The sequence below is a fragment of the Streptomyces sp. RB17 genome, from assembly GCF_009604455.1.
Taxonomy (GTDB): Bacteria; Actinomycetota; Actinomycetes; order Streptomycetales; family Streptomycetaceae; genus Streptomyces.
Map to the genome: position 1 here is coordinate 981,722 of NZ_WEGL01000001.1, position 15,031 is coordinate 996,752.

16 protein-coding genes are annotated in these 15,031 nt (G+C 72.3%); 3 read left to right on the top strand and 13 right to left on the bottom strand.

Annotation, left to right across the window (positions count from 1 at the left end; genetic code table 11):
* Positions 1-14 precede the first annotated feature (14 nt).
* On the top strand, positions 15-380 hold the full coding sequence (locus SRB17_RS04520) for a 5-carboxymethyl-2-hydroxymuconate Delta-isomerase (RefSeq protein WP_153534739.1): 366 nt from the start codon (positions 15-17) through the stop codon (positions 378-380).
* A 4-nt stretch (positions 381-384) separates the two neighbouring features.
* Here the strand turns inward: SRB17_RS04520 and SRB17_RS04525 are convergent, their stop codons facing one another.
* The 4 genes from SRB17_RS04525 to SRB17_RS04540 form a co-directional block, all read right to left on the bottom strand.
* Positions 385-1,074, bottom strand: a complete 690-nt coding sequence (locus SRB17_RS04525) for a TetR/AcrR family transcriptional regulator (RefSeq protein ID WP_153534741.1) — start codon at positions 1,072-1,074, stop codon at positions 385-387.
* A 36-nt stretch (positions 1,075-1,110) separates the two neighbouring features.
* A complete protein-coding gene (locus SRB17_RS04530) occupies positions 1,111-2,169 on the bottom strand; it encodes a PDR/VanB family oxidoreductase (RefSeq protein WP_153534743.1) in 1,059 nt (352 codons plus the stop codon).
* Positions 2,169-3,047, bottom strand: coding sequence for a metal-dependent hydrolase (locus SRB17_RS04535; protein ID WP_153534745.1), 879 nt, complete (start codon positions 3,045-3,047; stop codon positions 2,169-2,171). Before SRB17_RS04535 ends, SRB17_RS04530 begins: the two co-directional genes overlap by 1 nt.
* Before the next feature lie 126 nt (positions 3,048-3,173).
* Entirely contained in the window at positions 3,174-5,090 is a 1,917-nt protein-coding gene (locus SRB17_RS04540) for a hypothetical protein (protein WP_323374963.1), read from the bottom strand.
* A 162-nt stretch (positions 5,091-5,252) separates the two neighbouring features.
* On the opposite strand from SRB17_RS04540, the gene SRB17_RS04545 reads away from it, so the two are divergent.
* The gene (locus tag SRB17_RS04545; protein ID WP_153534747.1) at positions 5,253-5,654 is read left to right on the top strand and encodes a hypothetical protein; all 402 of its coding nucleotides are present in this window, start codon (positions 5,253-5,255) and stop codon (positions 5,652-5,654) included.
* Between the two features lie 69 nt (positions 5,655-5,723).
* Here SRB17_RS04545 and SRB17_RS04550 read toward each other — a convergent pair whose 3' ends face one another.
* The 9 genes from SRB17_RS04550 to SRB17_RS04585 all read right to left on the bottom strand — a co-directional run bounded on the left by SRB17_RS04550 (position 5,724) and on the right by SRB17_RS04585 (position 14,100).
* Positions 5,724-7,268: a DUF1996 domain-containing protein gene (locus SRB17_RS04550; RefSeq protein ID WP_153534749.1), complete on the bottom strand. Its 1,545-nt coding sequence runs from the start codon at positions 7,266-7,268 to the stop codon at positions 5,724-5,726.
* A 135-nt stretch (positions 7,269-7,403) separates the two neighbouring features.
* Complete coding sequence (locus tag SRB17_RS04555) at positions 7,404-8,057, bottom strand: response regulator transcription factor (RefSeq protein ID WP_323374964.1); 654 nt, start codon at positions 8,055-8,057, stop codon at positions 7,404-7,406.
* Entirely contained in the window at positions 8,042-9,307 is a 1,266-nt protein-coding gene (locus tag SRB17_RS04560; RefSeq protein WP_153534751.1) for a sensor histidine kinase, read from the bottom strand. The genes SRB17_RS04555 and SRB17_RS04560 overlap by 16 nt, the downstream gene beginning before the upstream one ends.
* A gap of 31 nt (positions 9,308-9,338) precedes the next feature.
* Positions 9,339-10,391, bottom strand: a complete 1,053-nt coding sequence (locus SRB17_RS04565) for an NAD-dependent epimerase/dehydratase family protein (protein ID WP_153534753.1) — start codon at positions 10,389-10,391, stop codon at positions 9,339-9,341.
* A 77-nt stretch (positions 10,392-10,468) separates the two neighbouring features.
* Positions 10,469-11,035 (bottom strand): winged helix-turn-helix domain-containing protein, encoded by a 567-nt coding sequence (locus SRB17_RS04570; RefSeq protein WP_153534755.1) that lies wholly within the window; start codon positions 11,033-11,035, stop codon positions 10,469-10,471.
* A gap of 82 nt (positions 11,036-11,117) precedes the next feature.
* The gene (locus tag SRB17_RS45985; protein WP_228395831.1) at positions 11,118-11,324 is read right to left on the bottom strand and encodes a hypothetical protein; all 207 of its coding nucleotides are present in this window, start codon (positions 11,322-11,324) and stop codon (positions 11,118-11,120) included.
* Between the two features lie 440 nt (positions 11,325-11,764).
* Positions 11,765-12,220 (bottom strand): MerR family transcriptional regulator, encoded by a 456-nt coding sequence (locus tag SRB17_RS04575; RefSeq protein WP_153534757.1) that lies wholly within the window; start codon positions 12,218-12,220, stop codon positions 11,765-11,767.
* 219 nt (positions 12,221-12,439) lie between these two features.
* Positions 12,440-13,471 carry a glutamine synthetase gene (gene glnII / locus SRB17_RS04580; protein WP_323374965.1) on the bottom strand — a complete coding sequence of 344 codons (1,032 nt, stop codon included), beginning with the start codon at positions 13,469-13,471 and terminating at the stop codon, positions 12,440-12,442.
* A 152-nt stretch (positions 13,472-13,623) separates the two neighbouring features.
* A complete protein-coding gene (locus tag SRB17_RS04585) occupies positions 13,624-14,100 on the bottom strand; it encodes a MarR family winged helix-turn-helix transcriptional regulator (RefSeq protein ID WP_323374966.1) in 477 nt (158 codons plus the stop codon).
* A 69-nt stretch (positions 14,101-14,169) separates the two neighbouring features.
* On the opposite strand from SRB17_RS04585, the gene SRB17_RS04590 reads away from it, so the two are divergent.
* Positions 14,170-15,030: an alpha/beta fold hydrolase gene (locus tag SRB17_RS04590; RefSeq protein WP_323374967.1), complete on the top strand. Its 861-nt coding sequence runs from the start codon at positions 14,170-14,172 to the stop codon at positions 15,028-15,030.
* The last annotated feature ends 1 nt before the right edge of the window (position 15,031 follow it).

Consider the following 15,031-nt stretch of genomic DNA (forward strand, 5'->3'; position numbering starts at 1 on the left):
AACAGGAGTGCGCAATGCCGCAGATCACCGTCGACTACTCCGACACCATGGAGAACGCCTTCGACCGCGCTGGTTTCGCGCGGGCACTGCACGAGGCGACCGTGGAGATCGCGGCGGCGAAGCCGGAGGCCTGCAAGACGCAGTTCCGGCCGAGCGCGCAGACGGCGTACGGGTACGAGGACCCGGGGGTGCGCGGGCACGCCATCGTGCACGTGACCATCGGGCTCCTCGCCGGCCGCAGCGACGAGACCAAGGCGAGGCTGACGGAGGCGGCGCTGGAACTGCTGCGCAGGCATGTGGCGGACGTGGCGTTCCCGCTGCTGCACGCCTCCGCCGAGGTCCGCGACCTCGACCCGTCGTACCGGAAGTTCGACCGGTGACGGTCTAGGAACCGAGGGCGATCAGCCGGCCGACGAGCTCCGCGAAGGGGCCGTCGGCCGGTTCGTCCCTGACCATCTCCTTCAAGAGGGTCGCCATGCCCTCGTCGTAGGCGGCGCTGACCGCGGCCAGCGCGGCGAGGTCGTGCACCAGCTGGACCTCCAACTCGGCGCGCGGGATGCGCCGGCCGTCCAGCCAGATCAGCGCCGTGGACTCGGCGAGCGAGATCCAGGAGCGGACGACCAGCTCCAGGCGCGGGGGCGCGTCGGAGACCCCGAGGTGGGACAGAATCTGTTCGTAGGCGGCCTGGCGCACCGAGTCGATGAGCGCGTTGGTGGCCGAAGAGCCTACGGCCGGGCCGCCGCGCATCAATGCCGCGAATCCAGGGCCGTGCTCGTCGACGAAGTCGAAGAAGCGGCCCATCACCCGCAGCAGGCGCGCGCCGAGCGGGCCCTCGTGCGGCTCGGTGAAGCGGCCCGCGAGATCCTCCGAGGCACGCTTCAACGCGGCCTCGTACAGGCTGAGTTTGCCGGGGAAGTAGTGATACACGAGCGGGCGTGAGATGCCCGCCGCAGACGCTATCTCGTCGATGGAGACCTCGTCGGGCGAGCGTCGGCTGAACAGGTCGAGGGCGACGCCGATCAACTGCTGCCGCCGCTCCTCGACACCCATCCTGCGGCGAACCCCGGTACTCATGCGAACACCTTACCGATCGGATTCGGCCGCAGGCGTTCACATGTCGAGCACCAAACGATCGCCGCGGGCTCGCGAGACGCAGATCAGCATCGAGTCGGCGCGCTCCTCGTCGGTCAGCAGCTCGTCGCGGTGGTCGATCTCCCCTTCCAGCACCCGCTGTTGGCAGGTCCCGCAGAAGCCCTGCTCGCAGGAGTAGGCGGTGTCCGGCAGTTCCCGGCGCACGGCGGCCAGCACGGTGGAGTCGGCGGGAACGGCCAACGTCCGTCCGCTGCGCCTGAGTTCGAGCTCGAACTCCGCGTTGCCGTCGGACGACGCACGGGGCGCGAACCGTTCGAGGCGGACGTCCGGGAAGCGGGCCGCGACGGCCGTCATGAGTCCCTCGGGGCCGCAACAGTAGACGGCAGCGCCCTCGCCCACCTCCAGCGCATCGAGGTCCGGCCGCCCCTCCACGACGGTCACCCTCCCCCAGGCTCGGCTTCGCTCGCCCGGGGGGACCCCCATCCGGCCCAGCTTCTCGACCTCCTCCAGGAACGGCATCGAGGCCCTGTCGCGCCCCGCGTACAGCAACCGCCAGTCGGCGTTCTCCGGAAGTGTCCGCAGCATCGCCAGCAGCGGGGTGATCCCGATCCCGCCGGCGACGAAGACGTACGACTCCGCCTCGACCAGCGGGAAGCGGTTCCGCGGCCCCCGCACCTCCAGCTCCATGCCCTCCGTCACCTGCTCGTGCACCTCGCGCGAGCCGCCCCGCCCGTCCGCGACCAGCCGGGTCGCGACGGTGTACGAGGAGGTGTCCTCGGGGTCGCCGCACAACGAGTACTGCCGCACGAGTCCGGACGGCAGGACGAGGTCGAGATGCGCGCCGGGCTCCCAGCGCGGCAAGTCCCGGCCTTCCAGGCGGAGTTGGACGACGCCGTCGGCGATCGTCTCGTGCGAGGTCACCAACAGCCGTAGGGCCCGCGAGCGCGGCCGGCCCGAGGTGGGCTCCTCCAGCGCGGGCATCGGCCACAGCGGCGAGGCCTGGATCCGGCGGCGCAGGGCCCGCCGGGCCAGCAGGGCGGCACCCGCGGCGAGTACGACAGTACGCAGCTTCGGCATCAGGCGGCCCTCTTCTCCGCCGCCGTCGCGGCGGGCGAGGCGGCCAGGTAGGCGACGGCCTGCTCGGTGTCGCCCTCCTGCGAGGGGTGGTAGTCGCGGCTCAGGTAGCGGGGGATGGAGCGGATCATGTCTCCGGTCGAGGGGAGTACGCCCCGCCTGCCACGGACGTAGAAGTCCTTGAAGGACGCCTTGCCGTCGATCAGGGTCGGGTCGTTCTCCATGAAGAACCGCGCCCCGCGCTGCCACAGGAACACCAGTGCCGTGAAGGCCGTGGCCCAGGTCCGTACGCGCCGGCGGTAGCTGCCGTCGACGTGCAGGAACAGCTCGAAGGCGACCGAGCGGTGCTCGACCTCCTCCGCGCCGTGCCAGCGCAGCAGGTCCAGCATGGTCGGGTCGGCTCCGCGGCGGTCCAACTCGTCCGCGTTGAGCACCCAGTTGCCGAGGAACGCGGTGTAGTGCTCGATGGCCGCGATGAGCGCGACCCGCTCCATCAGCCACCACCGGCGCGGCCTGCCCGGCGGCAGCGTGCGGTCGCCGAGCAGCTTCTCGAAGAACCAGTCGACCTGCGCGGTGTACGGCGTCGGGTCGAGGCCCTGCTCGCGCAGGTGCGGCAGCACCTCGTCGTGGGCCTGCGAGTGCATGGCCTCCTGGCCGATGAACCCGATGACGTCCTCGCGGAGCCGCTCGTCGCGGATGTACGGCAGCACCTGCTTGTACACATGCACGAACCACCGCTCACCGGCGGGCAGCAGCAGGTGCAGCACGTTGATGGTGTGCGTGGTGAACGGATCCTCCGGCACCCAGTGCAACGGCGTGCCGTCCCAGGAGAAGGACACCTTGCGTGCCTTGAGCGGCACCCGGGCCTGCGTGTTAGACATGGCGTCAATGTACTGACGGGTAGGCCCGCTGAGAACCCCTGGGACGGCGCTTGTTTACGTCGGTGTCAATAAAGGCTGTCACTGTCGATGAGCCAGCGGTGTCGATGCAGAGCTGCCGCAACCGCCCTACCGCAGCCCGCCGACCTCGGTTCCGTCCGCCAGCGTGGCCTTCAGCGTGGCCCGGGCGCCCTGCTTGGTCCGGGCCACCAGGAACTGCCCCTGTCCGGCCGCGGTGACGGCGCCGCCCGCCCGGATCGACGCCGTGTCCTTGTCGCCCGCCGCCAGCAGATACCAGTGCCCGGCTGCGGACTTCCACAGCACCCCGGCGAGCACATGGGGATCACGCGGACCGCAGGACCGCGCGTCCGTGCCCCTGGCGACCACGGCGCCGACCGGATGGCCCGGCAGACCGAACAGGGCCAGCGAGCCCGTACCGTCGCCGCGCCAGGTCTCGGCCCTGGCGCACACCCAGGCGGCCGACCCGCTGCCGTCGGGCAGCGGCTGGTCGGCGAACGACCAGGCGTTGACGCTGCGCACCCCGCCGGAGCGCTCCGCGTTCAGCGCGCAGGCGAACGGCGCCCAGGCCCGCAGCCCGGCGGACCCGGACGCCTCGCCGGGCGAACCGGGCCGCCCCGCGGTCAGGTGGGCCGGTACCAGCTCGCCCAGGTCGGTGGTGAGTACGGTGCCGGAGGCGCCGGTCAGCTGGAGCGCGGTCCAGGAGGTGCACCTGCCGGGCTGCAGCGCGGAGCTGGCCAGCGGCGCGGTGACGCCGTCCGTGACCGTCACCCGGGTCGCGGCCGAGTCCGGCTTCGTCAGGTTCCGGGTGGCCACCTTCTTCACCCAGGGCGCGGTCAGGTACTGGACGTTGCCGTCGGAGCGGCCCAGCACCAGCGCGCTCGCCTCGGCGCCGGTCGCGCCGTCGGCCCGGGCGAGGTCGAGGGCCGCGCCCTGGGTGCCGTCGGCCGGTTCGGCGTAACGGGCGATGCGCAGACCGTCGTAGAGCATCACCACGCGGGCGCCCGCGACCTGGCCCGCGTACAGCAGCTGGGGCGGGCCGGCCGGGCCGCCGGTCTGGGTGCCGGGGGTCGCCGACACGCGGACCGTCGCGCCGGGGCGGGCCCACACCGCGAGGGCGCGGCGCAGCAGGGCCGTGTCCCCGGTGAGCGGGCCGCGCGCGGGCCACACCGAGAAGTCGGTGCGGGCGGCGGACTTCCAATCGGCGGGGGAGACCTGGATCAGCCGGGCGGGGTCGAGGGCGGCCTCGGCGGCAGGGTTCTCGGCGTAGACGGGCGCGGCGGCGCCGTCCGGGCCCCAGCCGCCCGAGGGCAGGGTGAGCAGCGCCCCGCACACCGCGAGCGCCGCGGCGGCGGCCAGGGCGGCCTTGGTGTGCTGGCGGCGGCGCATCAGATCGGTCGGCCTGGCCTGCAGCAGACAGGGGTCGAACTCGGCGGAGGAGAGCAGCGCCGGCTGGGTGGGCACGCCGTTCGCCGAGGCCAGCGCGCCGCCCGCGTCGTCCACCCCGACCGCGGTGAGCAGTCCCCGGATCTCGGCGTCGGACAGCTTCTCCAGGCCGCGCAGCACATACGCGGCGCGGGCCGGGCCGGACAGGGCGGACAGCCGCTGGTCCAGGGCGAGTTCGTCGGCGCCGCCCGAGCGCGGGAACAGTTTCAGTCCCCACACCTGGGGCAGCAGCGGCGGCAGCTGGGACAGCCGGGGCAGGCCCTTGCGGGGCCGGGCCGCCTCCAGGGCCCCACGCACGACGCGCTCGCGCAGGAAGGCGTACCCGGGGTCGTCGTCCCGCCCGGGGGTCTGGGCAGGGATCACGGGCTGCTGCCCCCGGCCTCTAGGCAGGGCGCGCTGGACGAGCGCGTGTGCGGTCAGTACCCGGCGGCTGCGGCCGAGACTCGCAGGCAGCACCAGATAGGCGATCCGGACCAGCCGTGGATAGTGCTCGACGAGCGCGGCCTCGGCCTGCTCGACATCGACCGGTCCGGTGTTCTCGGAGGTGGGTGCGTGACGCTGGGCTACATCCTGTGACTGCACGTCATGGAGAACGAGCGAGTCGTGGGTTGGTCACCACCGGATGGGTGATTCGGCAGATGGGACGCCGGTCGCACACCCGGTCACCGGATTTGAGCATACGGAGGCCCGGGGCCGTATCCGAAGGAGCTGAGGCATGCTTGGCCCACTGGACCGGAGGAACTGATGAGGGTGACACGACTGCTGCCGGCCGCCGTGGCCGTACTGGCGCTGGCGGGCTGCGGTTCGGGCGGTGACACCAAGGCGGTCCCGCCCGCCGCGACCGGCAGCCTGGAGAGCCTGGCCGCCGAGGTGAAGTGCACGCCGAACATGCAGACCGACGCCGACGACATCCGCCAGGCCATCTGCAGGAACGGCGACGGCCGGTTCATCCTCGCCACCTTCGCCACCGACCGCGGGCAGCGCGAGTGGATCAACGACGCGAAGGACTACGGCGGTTACTACCTCGTGGGCCGCAAGTGGGTCGCCGTCGGCGACGACGGGGTCGTCAAGGCGCTGCGCGGCACCCTCGGCGGGGACGTGGAGATCGGCACGAACCACGCCGCCCACGCCGGGCACGGCGGCTGAGACACACGGGAAGGCCGGTGACGGGAGGGGGATCCGTCACCGGCCTTGTTCATGGCCCGGGTCAGAAGGTCATGCGCAGTTCTGCCCGCGGTTGATGCAGTCGGCGATCTTGTTGGCCAGACCGCCGGTCGTGACGCTGATGAAGTCGTCGTGGTCGGTGATCGCCTTGTGCAGCTGCTCCGGGAAGCCGTCGACGGCGTAGGCGTTCTTCACCGTGCCGTCCGCCTGGACGACCGGCTGCGGCACGTTGTACACCAGACGCATCGTCAGCTGCGGGATCGCCTTGAAGCCGTTCGGGCAGACACCGCTCCCGGGGTCGGCGAACGCCACGTGCGTACGGTGGTTGGCGCTGTCGATGTTCTGGCCGTCCCAGCAGCTCTGGAAGGCGAACGTGCGCACCACCTTGCTGCCCGTCGGACAGATCGGGTACTTGTCCGTCAGCTGCACCCTGTTCTCGAAGCCGGTGCAGCTCCAGTGCGCGTTGGCGTTGGCCGTGCCGTTGGTGGCCGCCTTGGCGTCACCGGTGATGATCCGCAGGAACTGCGGCATCGCGACGACCTTGCTCGCCGGGCTGCCCACGTACTTGATCTGGGCCTGCTGGGCGACCAGGATCTTGCCGACGTTGAGGTCCTTGCCACCGCCGTCCGCGTTCGCGTCCTTCTCCTGGGTGCCGTCCTGCTCGCGGATGACCGGCCAGTAGTACGCCGACAGGTCGTTCCGGTTCTGGCAGCTGCTGCCGCCCTGCAGGAACGTCTGGTTGCTGGAGAACGCGTTGACCTTCTGGTTGCCGACGTAGTCGTGCACGTGGTGGGCACCGTTGGTCACACCGGGCGCGACGATCACGTTGTCGCTGTTGTGGTTCTGGTTGGCGTTCACACCGCAGCGCGTGGTGAAGGTGCCCGTCGAGGCGTTGGGGGTCTTGTTCGGCTTGGACAGGACGTTCGGTGCGACCTTGGTGATGTCCACGAAGTCCGCCGCGGAGGGCCCGTCACCGCCCTGGCCACCGTTGTTGCCCTGCTGCTGACCGCCCTGCTGCTGACCGCCCTGCTGCTGGCCACCTTGTTGCTGACCGCCCTGCTGCTGACCGCCGTTGTTCTGCTGCTGGCCATCGCTGTTCCCCCCAGCGGTGGTCTGGTCGGCGGTCTGCGTCGTACAGGCGGCGAGCTGCTTGATCGCGTTGTCGAAGGAACCACCGACCCGCTGGATGTCGATGCGGATCCGGTCGATCGTCGCCGCCCGCTTCTCCTTGAGCGGGCCGACGATCGCGTTCTGCACGAAGCTCGGGTCCTTGGTCTGCGCGTCGCGCGTGGAGGCGAGCCGGGTGTAGGCCTCGGTGATCTGCTTGTCGAGGTTCGACAGCTCCGTCGCCACGCCCTGGCGGGCCCGCCAGGGGACGTTGGTCAGTTTCTGGCCGACGTCCGGGCACGAGATGGTCGCGACCTGCGCCGTCGCGGCCTTCGTCTGATTGCCTCCCCACGTCTGGTTGTTCGACTCGTGCGCAGAGGCGTAGAAGTTCGCCCAGATCAGCCCGCCCCCACCGAGCGCTAGGGCCGCCGATGCGGCTATGGCCTTGGTGGCCAGCGGCGTACGGCGTTTTCGTGTGTTGCGTCCCATGGAACTCCTCTGACTTCCTTGCGGGGCAGCATCGAGGCGCCCGACAGGAGTGAAGCGGCGCCCTTCCATACGGACGCCGCCCCAGAGGTGTTCACCGGTCTCACAAATTCCTCGCAGAACAGGCGAGTTGGCAGGTCAGCGGTCCCGGTCCAGATAGGCGAGGACGGCCAGCACGCGCCGGTTGTCGTCGTCCGACACCTCCAGGCCCAGCTTGGTGAAGATGTTGGAGGTGTGCTTGGCCACGGCGCGTTCGGTCACCACCAGCTGGGCCGCGATGCCCGCGTTCGACCGGCCCTGCGCCATCAGCTCCAGCACCTCCAGCTCGCGCGGGGTGAGGCCCGCGAGCGGCCGGTCGCCGCCGGCCCGCCGGGACAGCAGCTGCTGGATCACCTGCGGGTCCATCGCCGTACCCCCGGCCGCGACCCGCCGTACGGCGTCGATGAACTGCTCGGCGTCGAACACCCGGTCCTTGAGCAGATACCCGATCCCGCCGTTGCCGTCGGCGAGCAGCTCGCGCGCGTACAGCTGCTCCACGTGCTGGGAGAGGACCAGCACCGGCAGCCCGGGCCGGGCCTTGCGGGCCGCGAGCGCGCACTGCAGGCCCTCGTCGGTGTGCGTGGGCGGCAGCCGTACGTCGACCACGGCCACGTCCGGGTCCGACTCGGCGAGTGCCCGGGTGAGTTCGGGACCGGACTCGACGGCGGCCGCGATCTCGAAGCCGAACGCCTCCAGCATCCGCACCAGCCCGTCGCGCAGCAGGAAGAGGTCTTCGGCTAGGACAACGCGCACGGGATCTCCATGGTCACCAGGGTGGGGCCGCCGGCGGGGCTGCTGACGGCCAGGACGCCGTCGAATGTACCGAGCCGGCGCTCGACCCCGGCGAGACCCGACCCGGCGCCGACCGCCGCGCCGCCCCTGCCGTTGTCGGTGACCGTGATCCGCAGCCGGCCGTCGGTGTGGTGCACGTCGACCCAGATCCGGTCGGCGCCGGAGTGTTTGGTGGCGTTGGTGAGCACCTCGCTGACCGCGAAGTAGGCCGCCGACTCGACCGGCGCGTCCGGCCGGCCGGGCAGCTCCACGGTCACCTCGGCCGGCAGCGGCAGCCGCAACGCCAGCGCCCGCACGGCGTCGCCGAGCCCCCGTTCGGCGAGGACCGGCGGGTGGATGCCGCGCACCAGGTCGCGCAGCTCGTCCAGGGCCTCGGCGGAGTTCCGGCGGGCCTGGGCGAGCAGCCGCTTCGCCTGGGCCGGGTCCCGTTCCACCAGCATCTCGATGGTGCCCAGGTCCATGCCCATGGCGACCAGCCGGGCCTGCGCCCCGTCGTGCAGGTCCCGCTCGATGCGCCGCAGCTCGGCGGCGGAGGTGTCGACGGCGTCGCGCCTGGTCTCGGTCAACACCCTCACACGTTCGGTGAGTTCGGCGTCGGCCGGGCTGAGGACGGCCCGGGTGAGATGGAAGTGGACGCGGATCAGCCGAGGGGTGTGGCGGAAGGCGAGGACCAGGAGCCCGGCGGCCAGCGCGGCGGCGGCCAGCGCGGTCAGGGGGCCGTCGACCGGCACGAACAGATACCAGTACGGCCCGTCCGTCACCCGCCACAGTCCGGCCGCCACCGCGAACCCCTCGAACGGGTAGAACAGCAGCAGGGCCGGGAGCAGCGCGGTGACGAAGCCCGCCGTCATGTCCACCGGCAGCCACAGCACGTCCCGCCGGACCTGTGGGTCCCCGAGCAGGGCGAAGGTCCGTGTCCAGGGGTTGGCGCTGCTGGGCAGCGGCCGGTACACCGCCGGGATCCGCACCCCGCACCACTCCGCCGCGAGCCTCCTGCGGGCATCCGCCAGCGCCCGTACGCCGGTCAGGATCGCCGGAGTCGTGACGAGCCCGACGCCGACCGGCACGAGCGCGACGGAGACGAGGGTCAGCACGAGGAACGCCACACCGCAGGGCAGCACGGCCAGGGCCAGGGCCAGGCCCTGTACGGCGGCCAGCACCGCGCTCCGGGCCCGGCTGCGGAAGTCGTCGCTGTCGGTGTCGGTGCTCATGCCGCCAGTCTTGCCGACGGCCGGACGCGCGTCAGTCGTCCGAAGTCGCCTCTTCGGGGGTGGTGCCAGGTACACCCCCGCCGCCGGCCAGGACCCTTGCCTCCACCTCCGGATCGACGCCCGTGGCAGTCCGGTCCGGCCGGATCGGCGCCTCGCCGCCGATCTCCGTGAGCCAGCGCCAGGTGTCCGCGACCGTCTCCGCCGGCGGCCGGCACACCAGGCCGGTCGCCAGCGCCCGTGACACGTCGGTGCGGTGCACGCACGCGTACAGCTCGGTGTCCGGCGGCACCCACACCGGCAGCTCCGTCCACGGTTCGATCCCGGCGGCCAGGATCACCTCCGGGTCGGTCCAGCGCAGCTCGGCGTCCGCGCCGGTGACCCGGACGCACTGGTCGAGCAACTCGCCCATGGTGCCGTGCCCGGGCGGGCCGATCAGGTCGTACGGCCCGCTCAGCGACTGTTCGACCGCCCCGAGGAGCCAGCCGGCCAGGTCGCGGGCGTCGATGAACTGCACCGGCAGCTCGCGCGGCCCGGGGGCCAGCACCGGCCCGCCGCGGGCGATCCGGGTCAGCCACCAGGGCAGCCGGCCCACGTTCTCGTGCGGGCCGAGGATCAGCCCGGCCCGCACCAGCAGCGAGTCCTCCTCGCCGAACGCCTCCACGGCGGCCAGCTCGCCGCCCCGCTTGTCGCGCGCGTAGTCGGTCGGCCCGGCGTCGGCGGCGGCGCCCTCGACCAGCGCCCCGGCCCCCGGGGTGCCGTCCAGGGTGGGCCAGGGCCAGGCGTACACCGACCGGCTGGAGACGTACACGTACCGCGCGGCACGGCCCCGCAGCAGCCGTGCCGCCGCAAGCACGGCACGCGGTTCCGCCGACCAGGTGTCGATCACGGCGTCCCAGCCGCCCGGGTCGGCGGCGAGCACGGCGAGACCGTCCGGGGCGGTGCGGTCGCCGTGCAGCGACCGCACTCCGGGCGGGGGCCGGTGCCGTCCCCGGTGGAAGACGGTCACCTCCCAGCCGCGCGCCACCGCCGCCTGAGCGACCGCCCGTCCCACGAACTCCGTACCGCCCAGCACCAGAAGTCTCATACCGGTGATCGTGCCCGCTCCGGGCGCCCGGCGGTACGGGACTCTGCCGAGGGCAGAGAAGACCTGTCGACGGGCGGTCAGCGGCCGGTCGGCGGGGTGTACTTGTAGCCCACCCGGCGCACCGTCTGGATCGTCTGCCGGTGCTCGGCGCCCAGCTTGCGGCGCAGCCGGGCGATGTGCACGTCGACGGTGCGGCCGTCGCCGACATGGCCGTAGCCCCACACCGTGGTGACCAGCTGGTCGCGGGTGTGCACCCGGTGCGGATGGGCCACCAGGTGCGCGAGCAGCTCGAACTCCAGGTAGGTGAGGTCGAGTTCACGGCCGTCGACGCTGGCGGTGCGCTGCGCGGGATCGATCCGCACGAGCGGCCGCCCGCCCGCATCGCCGCCTGCCTCGGCGCCCGTCTCCGGCTCGTCCGGCACCGCGACCGGCAGGAACGGCGGGCGCTGGTCGGCCGGGACCAGCACCAGGTAGCCGACCATCGGCGGCTGTCCGGGGAGGGTGGGCAGGGTGTGCTGCGGCGCGGGCAGCCAGGTGGCGCCCGGCGGCAGGAGGTCCGCGACGTCGACCACCTCGTCCCGGTCGACGGCGCGCAGCCGGTGCCGGGCGGGGGTGGGGCTGGTCAGGGAACGGGTGATCGCCATGAGAGGTCAGCTCTTTCGCGCGAGAGGGGCGTGACAGGACACGTACGTCGCTTCGCGCTGGCCGAAGGCCGGGGGTACGGCTTTAGAGGGCCCGCGCGTTCACCGCGCGGCAACACACCCGGTCGAAATCGTGGTGCTGACGGGAAGGCCAGAAGGGCTCGAGGTCATGGCGACCCGTCGCGGTGTACTCCTGGAAGCCGGCCATGGGTTCATTGAAGCAGACGCGGGCGCCGGAGAGGACCCCTGCGCGAGATGGTGTCTCGGTATCCGGACAAGCGGTGACCACCATGGGCACGGCGGAGCAGGCAGGCATCGTGGAGCGGCAGCCGATCTTCCGGGTCAGGCATGGCCGGCCGGGCCGCGTACACCTGTGTGTCGCGGACCGGCCGGCCGAGGCGTCAGGGTGCGGGCCTGAGCCCGGGTCAGCGCAGCGGCAGGGCGAACTCGCTGTCCGGTCCGGTCCCCCCGCTCGCGGGTTTGGGGACGAGGAGGAGGCGGATGCCTCCGGACGGCCGGCGCTGCTGCTGCGCGGCCCTGCGGCCAGCGCCTCGATGGCGAGTTCGGCCTGGGTCCCACTGCCCCACTGCCCGGGCGTCTCCGGTTGGACGCACGCCTCCTGATGGGCAGGATCCGTGCGGAGGATGAGGTCGGGGAAGCCGGCCGCGATCGGGCCGGCCTGCTCGTCGGGGACGGGCCGGCACCACTCGACCGGGCCGTCGCTGTCGCCGCTCACAGGCGGTGGATGAACAGCTCCCGCCCCATGGGCACCAGCTCGTCCTGGTGCACCCGGCGGACGACGCTGAGCAGGCTTCGGGCGGGCATGTCGCGGACGGTGACCTCGTACATGGCGGACTTCTCTCCGTGAAGGCGGTCAACGAGGCGGCCGACCAGTTCGCGCTGGGCGGCGTGCTCGACCTCGGTTCCGGCCCAATAGGCGCGGATCTCCTCGGCGGCCGACCCTGCGTGCAGGGCCAGGATGTCCCGGATCCGGGCCAAGGGGACGCGGATCCGGCGCAGCGAGGCCACCAGGCGGGCCTGATCGAGTTGCGTGGCCGCGTACCAGCGGTAGCCGGTGTCCGGGTCGACGCGGGCGGGCACCAGCAGCCCGAGTTCGTCGTACAGCCGCAGCGCCTTGGGCGACAGACGCGACAGACGCGTGAACTCACCGATGCTGACCAGGCCCATGGACGGCTCCCTGGTTCCGGGCGGTCGCCCGCTCGCGACCACTGTGCGGCTTCCCCAAAGGTCAAGGTCAAGCGCACGACGGACACGATGACGGTGCCCCGAGCGGGAACCCCCGAAGGACTTCCGGAGCCGACCACCAAATCGGTCTCCACGACAGCGCACGATACGCAGCAGGGGCGCCCGCCAAGACGGCGGGCGCCCCTTTCCCGAAGCGGGAGGTCAGACCTGGCCGGCCTTCTCCAGTGCGGTGCAGCAGGTGTCCACCAGCAGGCGGGTCACCACGTACGGGTCGACGTTGGCGTTCGGGCGGCGGTCCTCGATGTAGCCCTTGCCGTCCTTCTCGACCTGCCACGGGATGCGGACCGAGGCGCCGCGGTCGGAGACGCCGTAGGAGAACTTGTCCCACGGGGCGGTCTCGTGCAGACCCGTCAGGCGCTCGTCGATGCCCGCGCCGTAGTTCTTGACGTGGTCCAGCGGCTTGGAGCCCTCGCCGAGCGACTCGCACGCGGTGACGATCGCGTCGTAGCCCTCGCGCATGGCCTTGGTCGAGAAGTTGGTGTGCGCGCCCGCGCCGTTCCAGTCGCCCTTGACCGGCTTGGGGTCGAGGGTCGCGGAGATGCCGAAGTCCTCGGCGGTGCGGTACAGCAGCCAGCGGGCCACCCACAGCTGGTCGGAGACCTCCAGCGGGGCGAGCGGGCCGACCTGGAACTCCCACTGGCCCGGCATGACCTCGGCGTTGATGCCGGAGATGCCGAGGCCGGCCTTCAGGCAGTTCTCCAGGTGCGCCTCGACGATGTCACGGCCGAAGATCTCGTCGGCGCCGACACCGCAGTAGTAGCCGCCCTGCGGGGCCGGGAAGCCGCCCTCGGGGAAGCCCAGCGGGCGGGAGCCGTCGAAGAAGGTGTACTCCTGCTCGATGCCGAAGACCGGCTCCTGAGCGGCGAACCGCTCGGCGACCTCGGCCAGCGCGGCCCGCGAGTTGGACGGGTGCGGCTTCATGTCCGTGTCCAGGACCTCGCACAGCACCAGCACGTCGTCGCCGCCGCGGATCGGGTCCGGGCAGGTGAAGACCGGCTTGAGCACGCAGTCCGAGGAGTGGCCCTCGGCCTGGTTGGTGGAGGAGCCGTCGAAGCCCCAGACGGGCAGCGCGTCGAGACCGGCCGGAGTACCCGCGATGATCTTCGTCTTGGAACGGAGCTTGGCCGTCGGCGCGGTGCCGTCGATCCAGATGTACTCAGCCTTGAAGGTCACGGGGCCACATCCTTCGGGGGTCGGGCGCACTCGGTGCGGGTGCTGCGGCGCTGCGGCACTGGGGCGCCGCTCGAACTGCCGGGCAGCCTGTCAACAGGCGATTTCCCGTCCGTTGCTCTCGTGTGAACCCCGTGTTACCTGGTCGTTCCGTGTCACGGCTCACGTTGTGAGGCGTCGCCGGGAGGGGTATGGGCGCCCTCCGCCGCGGCCTGCCGCACCCCGTCGAGGAAGTCCCGGATCGCGGCCCGCTGGTGGTCGTCGTAGCCGCGCAGCAGCTCCACCGACCGCTCGATCAGCGGCCCGAACGACGCCTGTCCGAGGCTCACGGCGTGTTCCGTCACCTCGACGACGACCTTCCGCCGGTCGGTCGTGCCGCGCACCCGTCGGACATGGCCTGCCCGCTCCAGCCGGTCCAGCAGCGCGGTCGTCCCGGCCGAGTTGAGCCCGAGCACGGCCCCGAGCCGCCCGGCGGTGAGTTCCTCGCCGGCCCGCCGCGCGTCCATGAGCGCGATCAGGGCGCGTACGTCCGTGGGGTGCATGCCGTTCGCCTGCGCGAACCGGGCGCTGTGCAGGCCGAGTTCGACGGCGACGGCACGCAAGAGGTGGACGATCTCCGTCTCGCGCTGCACGCGGGGCCTCCGAAGCTATTATCTCGCTGAGCGAATGTCTTGCTGGGCGAGATAATAGGGGGCGGTGTGGTGCCGGGACACGACAGCGAGGCCTTCCGGGTTGCGTACGACAAGGTGTTGGCGAAATGGCCCGCCGACCGGGAGGCGCTGACGGTCGCCACGCCCTTCGGCGACACCCGCGTCAACTCCTGCGGCCCTCGCGACGCGCCCCCGCTGGTCCTGCTCCCGGGCGGCGGCGGGGCCACCTCCGTCTCCTGGTACGCCCAGGTCGCGGAGCTGGCCCGGGTGCGCCGGGTGCACGCGGTCGACGTGATCGGCGCCCCGGGCCTGAGCGTCCCGGCCGGCGACCGCCACCCCCGTACGGTCGCCGACCTGACGCTCTGGCTGGACGCGGTGCTGGACGGCCTGGGCGCCGCGTCGGCCGACCTGGGCGGCCACTCCTACGGCGGCTGGATCGCCCTGCACCACGCCCTGCATGCCCCCGACCGGACACGCCGCCTGTTCCTCCTGGACCCGACCCAGTGCTTCGCCGGGTACAAGGCGGCGTATCTGCTGCGCGCCCTGCCGATGCTGCTGCGGCCCACGCCCCGCCGGGTCCGCGCGTTCCTGGAGTGGGAGACCGGGGGAGGGGCAGCCCTGGACCCGGGCTGGCTCGCCCTCCAGGAGGCGGCCGCCGGCTTCCCGGCCGCGAAGCCGGTGACCGGCCCGCGCCCGGCGCCGGACGCGCTGCGGGCGCTGGAGACACGGGTCCTGCTGCTCGTGGCGGCGAACAGCAGGACCCACGACTCCCGCGAGGTGGCTGCCGGGGCGGAGGCGCTGCTGCCGCACGTGGAGACGGCCGTGCTGCCGGACGTCTCGCACCACGCACTGCCGCAGGCCGCGCCTGCCGTCCTGGTCCGCCGCCTCACGGATTTCCTGTCCGGACCCTGAA

Coding starts and splice junctions, on each gene's coding strand:
- SRB17_RS04575 (WP_153534757.1), bottom strand. CDS start 12,220: ATGGGCCTGGTCAGCATCGGTGAGTTCACGCGTCTGTCGCGTCTGTCG.
- SRB17_RS04565 (WP_153534753.1), bottom strand. CDS start 10,391: ATGAGACTTCTGGTGCTGGGCGGTACGGAGTTCGTGGGACGGGCGGTC.
- SRB17_RS04535 (WP_153534745.1), bottom strand. CDS start 3,047: ATGTCTAACACGCAGGCCCGGGTGCCGCTCAAGGCACGCAAGGTGTCC.
- SRB17_RS04545 (WP_153534747.1), top strand. CDS start 5,253: ATGAGGGTGACACGACTGCTGCCGGCCGCCGTGGCCGTACTGGCGCTG.
- SRB17_RS45985 (WP_228395831.1), bottom strand. CDS start 11,324: ATGGTGGTCACCGCTTGTCCGGATACCGAGACACCATCTCGCGCAGGG.
- SRB17_RS04570 (WP_153534755.1), bottom strand. CDS start 11,035: ATGGCGATCACCCGTTCCCTGACCAGCCCCACCCCCGCCCGGCACCGG.
- SRB17_RS04560 (WP_153534751.1), bottom strand. CDS start 9,307: ATGAGCACCGACACCGACAGCGACGACTTCCGCAGCCGGGCCCGGAGC.
- SRB17_RS04525 (WP_153534741.1), bottom strand. CDS start 1,074: ATGAGTACCGGGGTTCGCCGCAGGATGGGTGTCGAGGAGCGGCGGCAG.
- SRB17_RS04520 (WP_153534739.1), top strand. CDS start 15: ATGCCGCAGATCACCGTCGACTACTCCGACACCATGGAGAACGCCTTC.
- SRB17_RS04530 (WP_153534743.1), bottom strand. CDS start 2,169: ATGCCGAAGCTGCGTACTGTCGTACTCGCCGCGGGTGCCGCCCTGCTG.
- SRB17_RS04550 (WP_153534749.1), bottom strand. CDS start 7,268: ATGGGACGCAACACACGAAAACGCCGTACGCCGCTGGCCACCAAGGCC.